This is a genomic window from Aquamicrobium sp. LC103 (assembly GCF_001014615.2).
GTDB lineage: Bacteria > Pseudomonadota > Alphaproteobacteria > Rhizobiales > Rhizobiaceae > LBCQ02.
The window spans coordinates 317,123-333,912 of sequence record NZ_LBCQ02000003.1 but is presented as its reverse complement, the minus strand read 5'-3'; the positions used below and the strand labels follow the sequence as shown (position 1 = coordinate 333,912).

Annotated in this window: 11 protein-coding genes and 1 pseudogene; 8 read left to right on the top strand and 4 right to left on the bottom strand. The window is 67.9% G+C overall.

Going from position 1 to position 16,790, the window contains the following annotated elements; all coding sequences use genetic code 11:
* Positions 1 to 59: 59 nt before the first annotated feature.
* The 6 genes and pseudogenes from XW59_RS07920 to XW59_RS07895 all read left to right on the top strand — a co-directional run bounded on the left by XW59_RS07920 (position 60) and on the right by XW59_RS07895 (position 7,673).
* A complete protein-coding gene (locus XW59_RS07920) occupies positions 60 to 935 on the top strand; it encodes a xanthine dehydrogenase family protein subunit M (protein ID WP_047144491.1) in 876 nt (291 codons plus the stop codon).
* The gene (locus XW59_RS07915) at positions 932 to 3,790 is read left to right on the top strand and encodes a molybdopterin-dependent oxidoreductase (protein WP_047144056.1); all 2,859 of its coding nucleotides are present in this window, start codon (positions 932 to 934) and stop codon (positions 3,788 to 3,790) included. Before XW59_RS07920 ends, XW59_RS07915 begins: the two co-directional genes overlap by 4 nt.
* A 247-nt stretch (positions 3,791 to 4,037) precedes the next feature.
* Entirely contained in the window at positions 4,038 to 5,567 is a 1,530-nt protein-coding gene (locus XW59_RS07910) for a 6-hydroxynicotinate reductase (protein ID WP_047144057.1), read from the top strand.
* Positions 5,564 to 6,397: pseudogene (locus XW59_RS07905) on the top strand (UPF0280 family protein); the annotation flags it as partial. The gene XW59_RS07910 and the pseudogene XW59_RS07905, both read left to right, overlap by 4 nt.
* A 236-nt stretch (positions 6,398 to 6,633) precedes the next feature.
* Complete coding sequence (locus XW59_RS07900) at positions 6,634 to 7,218, top strand: amino acid synthesis family protein (RefSeq protein ID WP_047144058.1); 585 nt, start codon at positions 6,634 to 6,636, stop codon at positions 7,216 to 7,218.
* Complete coding sequence (locus XW59_RS07895) at positions 7,215 to 7,673, top strand: MarR family transcriptional regulator (protein WP_047144059.1); 459 nt, start codon at positions 7,215 to 7,217, stop codon at positions 7,671 to 7,673. Before XW59_RS07900 ends, XW59_RS07895 begins: the two co-directional genes overlap by 4 nt.
* Positions 7,674 to 7,706: 33 nt before the next feature.
* Here the strand turns inward: XW59_RS07895 and XW59_RS07890 are convergent, their stop codons facing one another.
* Positions 7,707 to 9,437 (bottom strand): hydantoinase B/oxoprolinase family protein, encoded by a 1,731-nt coding sequence (locus tag XW59_RS07890; RefSeq protein ID WP_137326995.1) that lies wholly within the window; start codon positions 9,435 to 9,437, stop codon positions 7,707 to 7,709.
* Between the two features lie 70 nt (positions 9,438 to 9,507).
* Positions 9,508 to 11,583, bottom strand: coding sequence for a hydantoinase/oxoprolinase family protein (locus XW59_RS07885; RefSeq protein WP_047144060.1), 2,076 nt, complete (start codon positions 11,581 to 11,583; stop codon positions 9,508 to 9,510).
* 191 nt (positions 11,584 to 11,774) lie between these two features.
* Between XW59_RS07885 and XW59_RS07880 the strand changes: the two genes are divergently transcribed.
* Positions 11,775 to 12,602: a ferredoxin--NADP reductase gene (locus tag XW59_RS07880; protein ID WP_047144061.1), complete on the top strand. Its 828-nt coding sequence runs from the start codon at positions 11,775 to 11,777 to the stop codon at positions 12,600 to 12,602.
* Positions 12,603 to 12,626: 24 nt separating this feature from the next.
* On the opposite strand, the gene XW59_RS07875 is transcribed toward XW59_RS07880, so the two are convergent.
* Together XW59_RS07875 and XW59_RS07870 are read right to left on the bottom strand one after the other, a co-directional pair.
* Positions 12,627 to 14,159, bottom strand: coding sequence for an O-antigen translocase (locus XW59_RS07875; RefSeq protein WP_281406223.1), 1,533 nt, complete (start codon positions 14,157 to 14,159; stop codon positions 12,627 to 12,629).
* Positions 14,160 to 14,220: 61 nt separating this feature from the next.
* Positions 14,221 to 15,519 carry a polysaccharide biosynthesis/export family protein gene (locus tag XW59_RS07870; RefSeq protein ID WP_047144062.1) on the bottom strand — a complete coding sequence of 433 codons (1,299 nt, stop codon included), beginning with the start codon at positions 15,517 to 15,519 and terminating at the stop codon, positions 14,221 to 14,223.
* A gap of 515 nt (positions 15,520 to 16,034) precedes the next feature.
* Between XW59_RS07870 and XW59_RS07865 the strand changes: the two genes are divergently transcribed.
* Positions 16,035 to 16,784 (top strand): response regulator transcription factor, encoded by a 750-nt coding sequence (locus XW59_RS07865; protein WP_082137442.1) that lies wholly within the window; start codon positions 16,035 to 16,037, stop codon positions 16,782 to 16,784.
* Positions 16,785 to 16,790: the final 6 nt, after the last annotated feature.

The following is a 16,790-nucleotide window of genomic DNA, read 5'->3' as shown; positions in this document are numbered from 1 at the left end:
CGCAATATCGTTTGCATACGAACGAATTTCAGCGCATTCTTCCGATGGGAGAGATAGCCATGCGCTACGCGAGACCGAAGTCATTGGACGAGGCAGTCGCGCTACTCGGCGAGGACCACTGGCGGGTTCTTGCCGGGGGTACCGATTTCTACCCGGTGCAGGGCGCGAGACCGTTTCGCGAAAACATCCTCGACATCAACGGGCTTGCGGAGCTGCGCGCGATCGGGCGGACCGGGACGCATTTCGTCTTCGGCGCGCGGGCGAGCTGGACCGACATCATCCGCCACGACCTTCCCCGGGCCTTCGATGCGCTGAAGCTCGCGGCGCGCGAAGTGGGCTCCATACAGATCCAGAATTCGGGCACGATCGCCGGCAATCTCTGCAACGCCTCGCCGGCGGCGGACGGCGTGCCGCCGCTGCTCGCGCTCGACGCCGAGGTGGAAATCCGCTCGGTGGCGGGCGGGCGGCTCGTGCGGCTCGCGGATTTCGTTCTCGGCAACCGGCGAACGGCGCTGGAACCGGGCGAGCTGGTGACGGCGGTGCGCGTGCCGACGGCTTCCGCCGGCGGAAGCTCGCATTTCGTCAAGCTGGGAGCGCGGCGCTATCTCGTCATCTCGATCGCGATGGCGGCGGCGAGAATCTCCGTCGATGCGGAGGGAACGGTGCGGGAGCTCGCGCTTTCCGTCGGCTCGTGCTCGCCGGCGGCGCTGCGTTTTCCGGAACTCGAAGGAAGGCTTGTCGGAAGGCACGCCGATGCCTCGTTGGTCGAGGCCGTCGCGGGCTGGCCGTTCGAGGAGTTGAGGCCGATCGACGACGTACGCGCCACGGCCGAATACCGCCGAGAGGCGGCGCGCGAGATCGCGGCGCGCGCGTTGCGAGGCGCGCTGGCGACCGCCGGCACGGCATTCGAGCGGGCAGGGGGCGTGGCCGCATGAGCTTCGAACGCGCGACCGTCTCGCTGGAGGTCAATGGCGACGCCGTGACGGTGACGGTGCCGCCGGTGATGCGGCTCTCGGCGCTGCTGCGCGACGAGCTACACCTGACGGGCACGAAGGTCGGCTGCGACGCGGGCGATTGCGGCGCCTGCACGGTGATCGTCGACGATGAGCCGGTCTGCTCCTGCCTGGTGCCGGCGGCGAGCGTCGCGGGCGCCAAGGTGCGCACGGTGGAGGGGCTGGCGAACGGCAGGCTTTCCGACCTGCAGGCGTCGTTCCTGAGAAACGGCGCGGCGCAATGCGGCATCTGCACGCCGGGCCTGCTGGTGACGGCGACGGCGATGCTGGAGACGAACCCGGCGCCGAGCGAGGACGAGGTCAAGGACGCGCTGGGCGGCGTGCTCTGCCGCTGCACCGGCTATCGCAAGATCGTCAAGGCGGTGATGGAGGCGGGGGAGGGGCGCTCGGGAGGAATATCCTCCCCTGGCTTGCCGGCCGCTTCCGCGATGATCTCCTCAAACGCTGAAGAACCTGCGACTTACCAGCAATCGCTGGCCGGCAGGCCTGAGGGGGATGCTGATTGTGTCCCCCCATACAAGGCGGATGGAGGGTGCGGCGTCGGCGCTTCGGTCCCACGCCTCGACGGTGTGCAGAAGGTGACGGGCGCGGACCGGTTCGGCGCGGACGAGCGGCCGGCGGACGCGCTGTCGGTGCTGGCGGTGCGATCGCCTCATTGGCATGCGCGGTTCGCCTTCGGCGATCTCGCGGGCTTCGTGCGCGGCACGCCCGGCATCGTCGCCGTGTTCACGGCGAGCGACATTCCCGGCAAGAACCGTTTCGGCGTCATTCCGCCCTTCGCCGATCAGCCGGCGCTCGCCGAAGGCCGCGCGCGGTTTCGGGGCGAGGCGGTGGCGCTGATCGCGGGAGAGCGGACGGCGATCGAGGATTTCGACATTTCGGCTTTTCCGGTCACCTGGGAGGAACTGCCGCATGCGCTGACGCCGGCGCAAGCGCGCGACGGCTTCGCCGACCTGCACGAGGGCAGGAGCGGCAATGTGATGACCGAAGGCTTCGTCGAGCGGGGCGACGCGGCCGCCGCGATCGAGGCTTCGGCGGTCACCGTCAGCGGTGCGCTCGAGACGTCCTATGTCGAGCACGCCTATATCGAGCCGGAGGCCGGTTACGCCTTCATGGACGGCGAAATGCTGGTCATAAAGGCGTGCACCCAGTCGCCGATCATGGACCGCGACGACACGGCGACCGTGCTCGGCCTCGCGCCCGAGAAGGTGCGCATCGTTCCGACCGCGACCGGCGGGGGCTTCGGCTCCAAGCTCGACCTCTCGGTGCAGCCATTGATCGGCCTCGTCGCGCTGAAGACCGGGCGTCCTGCCACGCTGGTCTACACGCGGCAGGAATCGATGAGCTCGACGACGAAACGCCATCCCGCCTCGATGAAGGCGACGATCGGCGCCGACCGCGACGGCCGCGTCACCGGCATGGTCTTCGACGGCGATTTCAATACCGGTGCCTATGCGAGCTGGGGCCCGACCGTGGCGACGCGTGTGCCGGTCCATGCGTCGGGTCCCTATTTCACGCCGAACTATCGCGCGGTCGGGCGCGCGATCCACACCAATGGGCCGATCTCCGGCGCGTTCAGGGGCTTCGGCGTGCCGCAGGCGGCGCTGATGCAGGAAACGCTCTATGACGAGCTCGCCGGGAGGCTCGGCATCGACCGGCTCGACTTCCGGCTGAGGAACGCCCTGCGCAATGGCCAGCCGACGGTCTGCGGCCATGTCATGGAACGGGGCGTCGGCATCGTCGAATGCCTCGAGGCGCTGGCGCCGCACTGGCGGCGGGCGCTCGGCGAGGCGGAAGCGTTCAACGCCGCGAACGAAGGGCGCAAGCGCGGCGTGGGTGTCGCCTCCTGCTGGTATGGCTGCGGCAATACCGGCATTCCCAACCCCTCGACGATGAAGATCGGCATCACGGCCGAGGGCCGGCTGGTGATGCACCAGGGCGCGGTCGATATCGGCCAGGGCTCCAACACGGTCATTCCGCAGATCGCGGCGGAAGCGCTCGGCCTGCCTCTGTCGGATTTCACCCTCGTCCATGGCGACACGGCGGCGACGCCGGACGCGGGAAAGACGTCGGGCTCGCGCCAGACCTATATTTCCGGCAAGGCGGCGGAGAAATCGGCAAGGGCGCTGCGCGAGAAGATCCTGCGCTTCGCCAACGTCTCGGAAAATGCCCGTCTCGGGCTCGACGGCGCCGCGATCAGGGTGAGCGAGGGCGATGCGAGCCGCACGATAGAGCTCGGCGGGTTGCCGCCTGACGAGAACGGCTTCGTCTTCTCCGCCGTCGAGAGCTACGATCCGCCGACTGTGGCGCTCGACGCCAAGGGCCAGGGCAAGCCCTACGCCGTCTACGGCTACGGCGCGCAGATCGCCGAGCTGGAGGTCGACATGAGGCTCGGCACGGTCAGGCTCGTGAAGATCACGGCGGCGCACGATGTCGGCCGCGCGATCAATCCGTTGCTGGCCGAGGGCCAGGTGGAGGGCGGTATCGCCCAGGGCATCGGCATGGCGCTGATGGAGGAGTATGTGCCCGGCCGCACCGAAAACCTGCATGACTACCTGATCCCGACGATCGGCGACGTGCCGCCGATCGAGACGATTCTGGTGGAGGTTCCCGACCCGGAAGGCCCGTATGGCGCCAAGGGGCTGGGCGAGCATGTGCTGATCCCGACGGCACCGGCGATCATCAACGCGATCAGGCATGCCTCGGGCGCCAGGATCGAGCGCCTGCCGGCGACGCCTGACCGGGTGCTCGCGGCGATGAGGCGGGCGGGACGATGACCGCGGATCGGCATCGTTGCACGCGCCACCGTCTTCGGCGGTCAGTCGCCAGGGCGAACCGCCGGGCGCGCGCGTCCTTTGGCGCGCCAATGAACGTGGAGGGTCCGCCCCCTTCACCATGCTTCGCATTGTCCCCCTCCCCCGTGAACGGGGGAGGATCCGGCGTTGTGGCCGCCTGCGACCCGGGCTCCTCCCCTGCGAAGCGGGGGAGGTGCCGAGCGGAGCGAGGCGGAGGGGGCATGGCGCCATGAGCGAGCTTTCGGAACGTTTCGAGACGCATGAGCCCGGCGCGCGGCAGGCCGGGGAGAAGCTGCGCTGCGATGCCTGCCCGGTGATGTGCTACATCGCCGAGGGACGCACGGGCGCCTGCGACCGCTACGGCAATTTCGACGGCAGGATCGTGCGCTGCGACCCGGTGACCATACTCGAGCATCGGGCCGAGACGGGCGGGGAGGTCGTGCCTTTCGCGAGCGGCGGTGCGTGGGACGGCAATCCGGTCGGCACGGCGCGGCCCTTCGTCACCGGGATCGGTGCCGGCACGACCTATCCGGACTACAAGCCGGCACCCTTCATCGTCAGCCAGGAGGTCGAGGGCGTCGATCTCGTCACCGTGGTGACGGAAGGCATCTTCAGCTATTGCGGCGTCAAGGTGAAGATCGACACCGATCGCCATCTCGGCCACGAAGCGGCGACGGTGCGCGCCAATGGCGAGGCGGTCGGCCATGTGACGACGGCCGAATACGGCTCGCAGATGCTGTCGCTCGGTGGCGTCGCGCATCTGACCGGCGGCTCGAAATCGGAGGGCCGGGTCACCTGCGACACGCTGCTGGCGCTGTGCAACAGGCAACCGGTGGAGCTGACCATCGACGACGGCGCGACCGTCGTGGTTGAGGCCGGCAAGGCGCCGGTGATCGACGGCAAGCTGGAACAGAGGATGCGCGTCGGCTGCGGCTCGGCCACCATCGGCATGTTCGCCACGCAATGGAAGGACCTCGTCGACGAGGTGGTGGTGGTCGACGACCACATCACCGGCGTCGTCTCGGAGCACCAGGCGGGCAAGGTGATCGGCTGGCCGGATACCGGGATCAAGATCCTCGGGCGGCGCTCCACGCCCGGCCGCTATTTCAAGGTGTCCGAGCCAGGCCTCGGCTGGGGTGGCACGATGGTCTCCGATCCGCTCGAGATACTGGGCGAGTTCAACCCGAAGAAGGGCGCGCGGCCGGGATTGTCGCTTCTGATGGTGTCGACCACGGGCGAACAGTTCGCCTATTACGAGCTGAACGACGCGCTGAAGCCGGTCGAAAAGCCGTTTCCCGAGCGGCTGCGCAAATCGGTAGACCTGATCGAGGACAATTGCGAGCCGGCGCTTTGCACGGTGCTGTTCATGGGCGGAGCGGGCGGCTCGCTGAGGGCGGGGGTGACGGAGAACCCGGTCAACCTCACCCGCTCGGTGCACCGGCTGCAGACCTATGTGACCTGCGGCGGCGCGCCGGTCTATGTTTGGCCCGGCGGCGGCATCACGGTGATGGTCGACGTCACGCGCCTGCCCGGCAACGCCTTCGGCTACGTGCCGACGCCGGCGCTGGTCGCGCCGATCGAGTTCACGCTGCGGCGCGAGCACTACGAGGCGCTGGGCGGGTATGCCGGCAACGTCCGTTCCATCGAGGACGTGCGGAAAAAGGGCGGCGAATATTTCAACGAGCGCGCCGACAAGGCGGCGCCGGCGGCAAATTCATGGCCGCCGCTTGCCCAGCTTCGCCGGGAGCAGGGCAAGTGAACCGCCCGCAGGCATCGATGCTGCCGGACGGGCGCCGGCTGCATCTGAACCACGGCCCCATCGACCTCGTCATCGAGGCGTTCGGCGCGGCGGATGAAAGGCAGCGCGCCTATCGGCAGGCGGTCGACCGGTTCGGGACGGTGCTCGACGAGCTGGTGGCGGAACTCACGATGCTGCGGCAGCCTGCCGGCGCGCGGGCGCGCCGGTTCCGGGGAGCAGTGGCGCAGCGCATGGAGGACGCCGTCTCGCCGTTCTCGGAGCGGTTCGTCACGCCGATGGCGGCGGTTGCGGGAGCGGTGGCGGACGAGATGCTCGCCGCGATGATTGCCGGCCGGACGCTCGAGCGCGCCTATGTCAATGACGGCGGCGACATCGCGATCTTCCTTGCCGAGGGCGAGGAGATGAAGGCGGCGATCGCCGGCACCGGGCACGGCTTCGACGGCCGCGTGACCATTCGCGCGCAGCACGCGGTGCGCGGCATCGCCACCAGCGGCTGGCGTGGGCGCAGCCATTCGCTGGGGATCGCCGACGCGGTGACGGTGCTGGCCTCAAGCGGCGCCGCGGCGGACGCGGCGGCGACGCTGATCGCCAATGCGGTGGATCTGCCCGGCCATGAAGGCGTGACGCGCGCCCGCGCCGTCGATCTTGCGCCCGACAGCGATCTCGGCGAGCGGCTGGTGACGACGGGGGTGCCGGCCTTGTCCAGCGAGGAGGTCGCCGAGGCGCTCGGGCGCGGGCTCGCCGCCGCCGAGGAATTCCGCCGACGCGGGCTGATCGCGGCCGCCGCGCTGTTCCTGCAAGGGGAAGGGCGGTCGTGCGGGAGGCTTGCTCCGCCGCTGTCGCAGGCGTCTTCTCCATCCCCTTCGCCCGGATATGCCCCCTCCGGCCCCTTCGGGCCGCCTCGCTTTGCAGGTGGAGGAACCGCCGTTGCGGCCGTCCTCGGCCTGGCTCCTCCCCCGTTTACGGGGGGAGGGAGACCGCCGGAGGGGGTGTGCCGCAACCCGTGGATTTTCCAAGGGGCGGAGCGTTCGTATCGATATCTGGAACTTGTTCAAGGAGGCATTGAATGCCTGATTTTACCATCCGCAAGATCGCGGTTCTGACGGAGGAGATTTTCCACGAGGGAGGGCCGGCGCCGGTGATGCCGCGCCGCCGTGCCGCCGCGATGGCACTGGTGAGGAACCCGTTCGCCGGCTGCTACGCGGATGAGCTGCAGGGTGCGATGGAGGATCTGAAGCCGCTCGGCCTGATGCTCACCGACCGGCTGATCGCCGCGCTCGGCGGCGACATCTCCGCGATCGACGGCTACGGCAAGGGCGCGATCGTGGGCACCGACGGCGAGATCGAGCACGGCGCGCTCTGGCACGTGCCGGGCGGCTATGCGATGCGCGAGCGGCTGGGCGACGCCAAGGCTATCGTGCCGTCTGCGATGAAGGTCGGCGCCTATGGTTCCCGGCTCGACGTGCCGCTCGGCCATGTCAACGCCGCCTATGTGCGCAGCCATTTCGACGCGATGGAGGTGGGCATGAACGAGGGGCCGCGGCCGGACGAAATCCTCTTCTGCCTGGCCATGGCCTGCGGGCCGCGCGTGCATGCGCGCATGGGCGGGCTCGCCGTCGCCGACGTGAAGGGCGAGGACGGGTTGCGGTGACCGGCGAGGACAACATCCTGAAGCTGGTGGACGCCGAGGAAACCGAGGAGGATTACCGGCTACAGGAGCAGGTCGGCTTCGTGCTGCGCCGCGCGCACCAGCGCCACGTCGCGATCTTCGCCGCGCATATCGCCGACCTGACGCCGCCGCAATTCGCCGCGCTCGCCAAGCTGCACGACATCGGCGAGACCTCGCAGAACCAGCTCGGCGCGCTGATCGCCATGGACGCGGCGACCGTGAAAGGCGTGATCGACCGGCTGAAGGCGAGGGGACTGGTGGAGATTTCCCGCCACGAGGCCGACAAGCGCCGGCTCTTGGTCAATCTCACGGCGGAAGGCCGGGCGACGGTCGAAAGCCTGTTCCCGCTGGCGAAGCGGATCACCGAGGAGACGCTGTCTCCGCTTTCCACCAAGGAAATCGGCACTTTCCTGAGGCTGCTCAACAAGCTCGCGTGAGCACGGAGCTGGTAAAGCGGGGCTGAAACGGCCTCAGGGACTGGCCGGCGGTTTCGTTGCATCGGCCATGCCGGGCTCCTCCGCCGCGACGCCGAACAGTTCCGCCGCCTGCGCGGTCGTATAGTAGCCGAGCGCCACGTCGCGCCGCACGAGCGCGGGATCGCGCCTTCGCGGATCGCCATAGCCGCCGCCGCCCGGCGTACCGACCCTGACGCGGTCGCCCGCCTTCAGGGGAATGTCCTGCTCCTTGGAAAGGTGCGGCGGCACGTGTTCCCCGCCGTCGCGATGGACCACCACGCTGTTGACCGCGCCGTCGCGGCCTCCGAGCACGCCCTGGGGGCCGTAGCGGCCGTGGTCCATCACGAAGGAGGCGCGCGCCTCGCCGCGCAGAAGCTCGATCTCATAGTCGAGGCCGAAGCCGCCGCGTCGCTCGCCGGCGCCGCCGGAGCCCTCGCGCAGCGCGTAGTGGTTGTAGAGGATCGGGTAGTTCTGCTCCATGATCTCCACCGGCGGCGATTTGGAGATGCCGATGGTCGAGCAGCCATTGCTCAGCCCGTCGGTGCGGGCATTGCCGCCATAGCCGCCGCCGGAGAGCTGGTAGAGCACGTAGTTGCGGCTGCGTTCGGGGTCGAAGCCGCCGAGGCCGAAATTGCCGCTGGAGCCGGCGGGCGCGGCGGTGACCTGGTCGGGCAGCGCTTTCACCATGGCCGCGAAAACGGCCTCGGCGATGCGCTGCGAGACCTCCGCCGCGCAGCCCGAGACGGGGCGCGGATAGTGCGCGTCGAGGAAGGTGCCTTCCGGACGCCTGATCGCCAGCGGCTCGAACGCACCGGCGCTGATCGGCACGTCGGGGAAGATGTGGCGCATGGCGAGGTAGACGGAGGAATGGGTCGTCGCCAGCACGCTGTTCATCGGCCCTATGCAGGGCGGGCTCGAACCGGAAAAGTCGAAGGTGAGCGTGTCGCCCTGCTTCTCAATGGCGAGATCGATCAATAGCGGCTCGTCGACGACGCCGTCGGAATCGACATGGGCCGTGCCGCGATAAATGCCGTCGGCGATCCCGGAAATGCGGGCGCGCATCTGCTCGGCCGCGCGGCTGCGCAGCTCGGCGATCGCGGCGACGACGGTTCCGTCGCCATAGCGGTCGAGGATCGCGAACAGCCGTTCCTCTCCGACATGGAGGGCCGCGGCCTGCGCCTTGATGTCGCCGATGCGCTGGTCGGCGATGCGGATGTTGGAGGAGATGATCGCGAAGATTTCGGGGTCGAGGCGGCCCTTCTTGAAGAGCTTGACCGGCGGCAGGCGCAGCCCCTCCTGCTCGACCGCGGTGGCGGAGGCGGAGAAGCCGCCGGGCACCGCGCCGCCGATGTCCGGCCAGTGGCCGGTGTTGGACAGCCAGCAGAAGATGGCGCCGTTGCGCCAGACCGGCATGGCGAAGCGCACGTCCATCAGATGGGTGCCGCCGAGATAGGGATCGTTGACGATGTAGACGTCGCCGGGTTCGGGCGGCAGGCAGCGTGCGTCGGCGATCATCTCGATCAGCGTGCGGGTCGAATATTGCATGACGCCGACGAAGACCGGCAGGCCGCCCGAACCCTGCGCGATCAGCGAACCGTCCTCGGCCGAATAGATGCCGTCGGAACGGTCGTTCGCCTCGGCGATGATCGGCGAGAAGGCCGAACGCGAGAAGGCGAGGTCCATTTCGTCGCAGGTCTGCTGTAGCGCGGCCTGAATGACGGAAAGGGTGATGGCGTCGAGGGTCATGGCCGCCGGTCCCGCCGATAGCCGCCTGTCGCGAGAGACGGGAGTGCTTGGCACATCGCCGTGAGAGACATCACGCTCTTTCTCCCACTTCCACGATGATATTCCCGTCGCGATCGGACCTTGCGACATCGCCGGGCTCGATGACGGTGGTGGCGTCCATCTGCTCGAGGATGGCGGGGCCGGCGATCACGGCATCGAGCGGCAGTCTCTCGCGCGCGTAGACCGGCGTTTCCAGCCATTTGCCGTCGAACCAGACCCGCCGGGTCTCGTTCAGCGCGTCCTCGAGCCTTTCAGCGCGGCCAGCGGGATCGATGAGGGTGGAAAGGTCGATCGCCGCGCGCACGCCGATGACGGAGGTGTTGAGATTGACCAGATTGGCTCGGATTTCCGGCAGCTCGACCTTGAAGCGGGCGAAATAGGCGACCTCGAACAGGCGCTGGATCTCCTCGCGGGTGATTTCGGTCGAGGGTAGCGGGACGTTGATCAGGTGGGTCTGACCGACGAATTGCATGTCGGCGGAATGAACCAGCCTGATGGTCTCCGGCCGCACCGCTTCCTTGGCGATGAGGGCGCGGCCTTCCTCGCCCTGTGCGGCAAGGACGGCACGCAGCGCTGCCTCGTCGATCTCGGCCACCGGCCGGTTGACCGTCCTGACGAAGTCGTGGCGCAAATCAGCCACGACGCAGCCGAGCGCGTTGGTGATGCCCGGCCGCGCCGGCACGATCACACGCGGAATGGCGAGCTCGCGCGCCAGCGCGCAGGCATGCAGCGGACCGGCGCCTCCGAAGGCGAAAAGCGCGAAGTCGCGCGGGTCGTGACCGCGCGATATCGAGACCATGCGGATCGCGCCCGCCATCTTGAGGTTGCCGATCTTCAGCACCGCGCCCGCCGCCTCGACGCCGTCGACGCCGATCCTGTCGCCGATCGCCTCGGCGAAGGCGCGGCGGACGGTTTCGACGGAGACGGGATCGTCGACGGAGAGCAGCTTCCTCGGATTGAGGCGGCCGAGGACGAGGTTAGCGTCGGAGACGGTCGGGCGCGTTCCGCCCCTGCCGTAGCAGATCGGGCCGGGCGCGGCGCCGGCGCTTTCCGGGCCGACCTGGACCAGCCCGGCATCGTCGACATGGGCGATCGAGCCGCCGCCGGCGCCGACCGTGTGCACGTCCACCATCGGCACGTGGATCGGCATCGCGTATTCGATCTCGATCTCGTTGGAGACGGCCGGCTGGGCGTTGCGGATCAGGGCGACGTCGGTGGAGGTGCCGCCCATGTCGTAGGTGACGAGGTTGTCGAAACCGGCCCGGCGCGCGGTGTAGGCGGCGGCCATGACGCCGGAGGCGGGACCCGACATGACCGTCTTCGCCGCCTCCTCGGTGACGAAGCGGGCGGAGATCATGCCGCCATTGCCGTTCATGACGAGGAAGTCGCGGGCATAGCCGCGCGCATGCAGCTCGTCGCGGAGGCGGGCGACGTAACGCTTGAGGATCGGCTGGACGGAAGCATTGACGGCGGCCGTGACGCCGCGCTCGAACTCGCGCGCTTCCGAGAGCAGCGAATGGCCGGTCGTGACGTGATCGTTCGGCCAGAGCGCGCGGGCGATCTCGGCGGCGCGCAGCTCGTGCGCCGGATTGGCATAGGCGTGGAGGAAGTGGATGACGAGGGATTCGCACCCGGCTTCGAGCAGCCGCCGTAGGGCCGCGCGCAGCCCCTCCTCGTCGAGCGGCACGCGTACCTTGCCGGAGGCCTCCATGCGCTCGGCGACCTCCAGGCGCAGATCGCGCGGGATGACGGGAACGAAGACGCCGGTCATGCCGTAGGGTTGCGGCCGGGTGCGACGTCCGAGTTCGATCACGTCGCGGAAGCCGCGCGTGGTGATCATGCCGGTGCGTGCCAGGCGGCGCTCGAGCACGGCATTGGTGGTGGTCGTCGTGCCGTGCACGATGAGGTCGATCTCGGCCACGGGAAAGCCGGTGTCGGCGAGGGCGGCGACGACGCCGAAGGCCTGGTTGTCGACCGTGGTCGGCGTCTTGGCGATGCGGACCCTGCCGCCGGCGCGGCCGTCTATCAGGATCAGATCGGTGAAGGTGCCGCCGACGTCGATGCCTGCGACAACACTTCCGTCCATCACGCCGGTATTCTCAACCATGCCGGTATTCCGAAATATACAACCTACTGATAAGACGTAATTTAGAATGCCGCTCTACGCCATGATCTTGACGCGATATTCATTTGTATACTAATAAAAACCGCTGGCAAGCACCGACCTTGCCGACCGTCGAGAATGCGATTCCGACACATAGCCGACCCTCGTAAGGGTCCCAAGACAGGACGGTTCGAATGAACTCAGTCGCACCTCAGAATCTGGTCGATGCCAAGCCGCTGGAGTTTCCGATTCCGGCCGGCGTCTATGCCGAACAGGTCGTCTCGGTCACGCATTACACCGACAATCTCTTCGCTTTCCGCATCACGCGGCCGCAGAGCTTCCGCTTCCGTTCCGGCGAGTTCGTGATGATCGGCCTGCCGAATGCCGAGAAGCCCGTCTTCCGCGCCTATTCGATCGCCAGCCCCGCGTGGGACGAGGAGCTGGAATTCTTCTCCATCAAGGTGCCGGACGGTCCGCTGACCCAGCACCTGCAGAAGATCCAGCCGGGCGACACCGTGCTTCTGCGCCAGAAGTCGACAGGCACGCTGGTGCTCGACGCGCTGACGCCGGCCAAGCGCCTCTACATGATCTCGACCGGCACGGGCATCGCGCCCTTCGCCAGCCTGCTGCGCGACCCCGAGACCTACGAGAAGTTCGAAGAGGTCATCCTCACCCACACCTGCCGCGACGTGGCCGAGCTGACCTACGGCGAGGAACTGGCGCGCGCGGCCGCGGAGGATCCGCTGATCGGCGAGCTGACCGACGGCCGCTTCCGCCACTATTCGACGACAACCCGCGAGGAGCACCCGCGGACGGGTCGCATCACGACGCTGATCGAGAACCGCAGGCTGTTCTCCGATCTCGGCGTCGCGCCCTTCGATGCTGCCACCGACCGCGTGATGATCTGCGGCTCGATGGACATGATCAAGGACGTCAAGACGCTGGTCGAGGGTTTCGGCTTCGAGGAAGGCTCCAACAACAAGCCGTCGCATTTCGTCGTCGAGCGCGCCTTCGTCGGCTGATCAGCCGGACAATCCCAGGATATTTTATGGCGGATGGCCGCCGTCAACCTGTCCGGTTTCGCGAACCCAGCGGCGGAGCGGGACGGGCAGCCTGTCCCGCGGGACGAGGCCGAGCAGCATCCTCAGCGAATAGAGGCCGGTGAGCGCGGTCATCAGCAGGCCGAGACCCAGCGCCTGTAGGCCGGGCAGCGCGAGGAAGCCTGAAAACACCAATGCCGACGCCAGCAGGAAGACGAGGCCGAGCCTGACATTCTCGCCGCTCCAGCGGAAGCCGCTGAGCCGGGCGACGATGAAATAGATCAGCACCGCGTGCCAGACATAGAGGCCGAAGAAGGCCACGCCCGAGCCGGTGAGCCCGATCGAGGAGACGAGCAGCCAGGCGAGGCCGACATGAACGATCGTCGCGGCGACCTCCGTCCAGAAGAATATCTTCTGCGCGCCCTTGGCGAGCACGATATAGCCCATCGGCCAGGCGAAGATACGCAGCATCATGCCGAGACAAATCCAGCGCAGAATGCCGACTGCGGCTTCGAACTCGGCCGAATAGAAGATGCGCATGACGATCGGCGCGAGCGTCAGCGTCGCGATCAGCCCCGGCCCGGCAAGCAGGATGCTGACCCGCGCCTGCTCGTTGACGAGGCGGTTGCAGGCCCTGTCGTCGTTACAGATCGCGGTCAGGCGCGGATAGAAGTCGGTGCCCATCGCCTGGAGAATGAAGCCGGCATAGATGCCGCCCAGCGCCCAGGCGGCCTGATACAGGCCGGCCGCGGCGAAGCCGTCATGCCGCAGCACGATCAGACGTACCGCATAGGCGGCGCCAACCGTCAGGAAGGCGCTCGCCATGAAGGCGAAGCCGAGCTTCAGGAGCGGCGCGACTTCAGCCGCGATTTCGCCCGGCCGCATCGGTTGCGGCTCGACGCGTATCTTGCGCGCGTACCACCATGAGGTCAGCAGGGTGACGGCGGCCATCGCCACGAGTGAGGGAACGACGCCGTCGGTGCCGAGGAAATAGACCATCGGGATGGCGATGAGGGTGCTGAAGAGCGCGCCGAGCATGTTGATGCGGGTGAGGCTCGCTATCTGCCGCATGCCCTGGATCAGCGCGGTCTGCCCGGCCGAGACGAGCCGGAAGAAGACGGCGGCCGACAAGAGCACGATGCCGGCCGCGTGCTGCGCATCGCCGAAGGTGATGCCGGAAATCGGAACGGCGAAGGCGGCCAGGAGGGCCGCACCCAGGAGGCCGAGCAGCAGCGATATGCGCCTCAGCACGATCGCCGTGCGCGCCACGCGCCGGGTTTCGCCGGAGCCCGCGGCCTCCGCGATCTGGCGCACGCCGCTCGCCTGGACGCCGAGCCCGGCAAGGGTTTGCGCGAGGTCGGCGATCGCGCCGTAGAGCCCGAAGAGGCCGACGCCGGCCGGGCCGAGGAGCACGGCCATCGCCTTGTTGCGGACGACGGCGAAGAGGATGTTCACCGCGGAGGAGCCGCCGATCATGGCGGTCGATCTGAGTATCTGCAGATAGGACCTGCCACCGCTCGCATCGGCGGGCGCGAGGATCCGCGCATCAGCGGGAGCTATGGCTTCGGCCTTTCGCACAGGCCCTCCGCTGTTCGTCTGCTCACTGCGTCGCTTTGGGGGACGCCGCGGCGGCGGCGGCGTCCGGTGCCGCCCCGGCGTCGCGGACGAAGGCCGCCTTCACCACGTCGCCGGGCAGGAGCGGCGTGTCCTCCTCGGCTTCGAACTGTTTCGGCCGGCCGGCTTCCTGCCGCGTGATCGTGTAGGTGAGGGTCTTCGCGTCGCCGGCGGCGGCCGGGGCGGAGGAGAGCGTCTCCATGAGGAGCTTCTGCGATATCTCCTTCTTCAGCCGCGCCTCGTCGAGGTTAGCCTGCTCGCGCTGCAATTCGGCCGCGACCTCGGTCTGGTGCTGGTCGGCGAGGCCTTCGAGATTGCGCGTCGTCTCGGTCATGCCCTGCCGGGCGCGCATGACCGCCGTCATGTGGTCGAGGCGGTCGGAGCGGTATCCGGCGAGCACGCGTTCGAGATCGGTACGGCGGGAGACGACGGCTATGCCCTTGTCGACGAGGACCTTCACGCCGGAAAGCTCCTGCTCGGTGGTTCGGATGCCTTCCTCGGTGGCCTCGATCTTCTGCTCGAGCACCTTGATCTCGGCGGTCAGCAGGTCGCGAAGCTCTGACAGGGATTTTTCCTGCCGATCGAGCGCGTTGCGGCGCGCGGAGAAGATGATCTTCTCCTGCTCGAAAATCTCCGTTGCCAGGCGGCTGTTGGCATTGCCGGCCGGAACGGGCGGAAATTCTATCTTTCCGGCGCCGGCCATCTCGGCCTCCAGCCGGGCGATGCGCGACATCGAGCGAAGTATGCCGTCATCGAGGCTGCGCAATTCGCCGACGAGCCTTATTTCCTGCTGCGAGCGCGTGGCGTCCGCGTCGCGCAGCTCGCCGCCGCCCAGTGCAAGCGCCTGCAATACGGTGAGGTCGGTGCGATAGGCATATTCGCCGGGCTTCGCCACGTCGCCGACCACGTAGATCGGCGGATACTGAACCACTTCCACGGTGGTCTCCGGCCGGGTGACCAGCCCGATCTTCTCCTGGAGCCGGTTGGCGATGTCGGTGGCGAGGCTCTGGCTGTCGAGGTCGCCGACGGGGACCGCGCCGAGCACGGGGAGCATGACCGTGCCTGCCGCGGATACCACATACTCGCCCCCCAACGCCGGCCACTGCTGATACTCGCCGCGGGTCGGCATCCACTGCACGACGGTCAGCCGCAGTTTCGTCTGTGGATAGAGTTTCCCGCCCTCGGCGAACGCGGTACTCGACGCCGACGCGGCCAGCACCGCCGCCAGGGCGGCGAATGCGGGCCCGCGCAGCAAGGTTGCGACCAGACGATGCGACATGACCATTGTGATGCTCCGATGCCCCTATAATGACGCCCCCGAACGGGAAACCGATCGAACATCCCGGCTTCCTTTCCATTGCCCGTCGGCGATGCGACTTTGCGGTTTTGCCTCACGGTTGAGAAGGGGAAGCGGGGGGCGGTTCGCCTCATCCATCATGACGAGGCGGCTGGCTGATAGGGGAAGCGTGCCTGCCGAAGGGCAATGCGGGGGAGAGGGCGCCTCACCTGGAAGTAATGGAAAGCAACATCGCCTACCGCCTTAGGATGGGTTCGGAGCCAAACCGGGAGGCGGGGCCGTGCTCGGCCCACTCCTCCGCGAGCTGGAAAATAGGAGGAGCAGCGGCAAGAGGCCGATCCGCATCCAGGCCGGGCGATGCCCGTTACCGCTTCGGCGGTAGCCTTCGGACAGGGTGCTGCCCACGCCGCTATCAGATTTCATGACCCGGTTGGTCTGTATTTCAGGAAACGCTTGAGGGTAGATTCCGAGCATGTTCGACCGGGGAGGACGGTGACGGCCCGATGCAAGAGCTGAGCGAGTTGGAGGGAAAGGACAGGCCGTTCGCCAACGGCTCCGCGACCGTTTCGGCGGACGCCGCGCCGCGCCGCGTGGCGATCGTCGTTTCCGGCCCGCGCAAGCTCGCCGCCGCGCGCGTCGCGGCGATCGAGCGCGAGATGCCATGGCTGCTGGTCTCGCAGGTCGGCCGGGTCGAGCAGGCCTGCGTGGCCTATCCCTATCCGGTCGCGCTCATTCTCGTGGACCCCGCATTCCTGAAGGAGGCGGAAAGCCTTGGTGGCGAACTGACGAGAAGGCATCCGGCGGCGCTTGCCGCGGTGATGGATTACGGCGGCAGCCCCGCCTGTTCGCTTTCCCAATTGCTCGGCTCCAAGCTCATCCGCGGCGCGCTGCCGATGGATATGGAGCTGGAAATCTGGCTGTCGGTTATCCGGCTGATGCTTCGGGGTGGGGAGTATTTTCCGCCGCGCATGTTTCACGACCATGCCAGGCCCGGGAACGGCTCTGGCGCCGGATACGATCACGGCGCCACGCCACGCCCCGGCGGCGAGATGGTGGAGCTGACGGGGCGGGAGGCGGAAATACTGGAACTGGTCTCGCGCGGCCTGCAGAACAAGGCGATCGCGGCCGACCTTCGGCTCTCCGAGCACACGGTGAAGATCCACATCCACAACATCATCCGCAAGCTCGGCGCCCACAACCGCACCGAGGCGGCCGCGCGCTTCCACGACCGGCGCGGCGAGAAGAACCCGTAGCGGCTC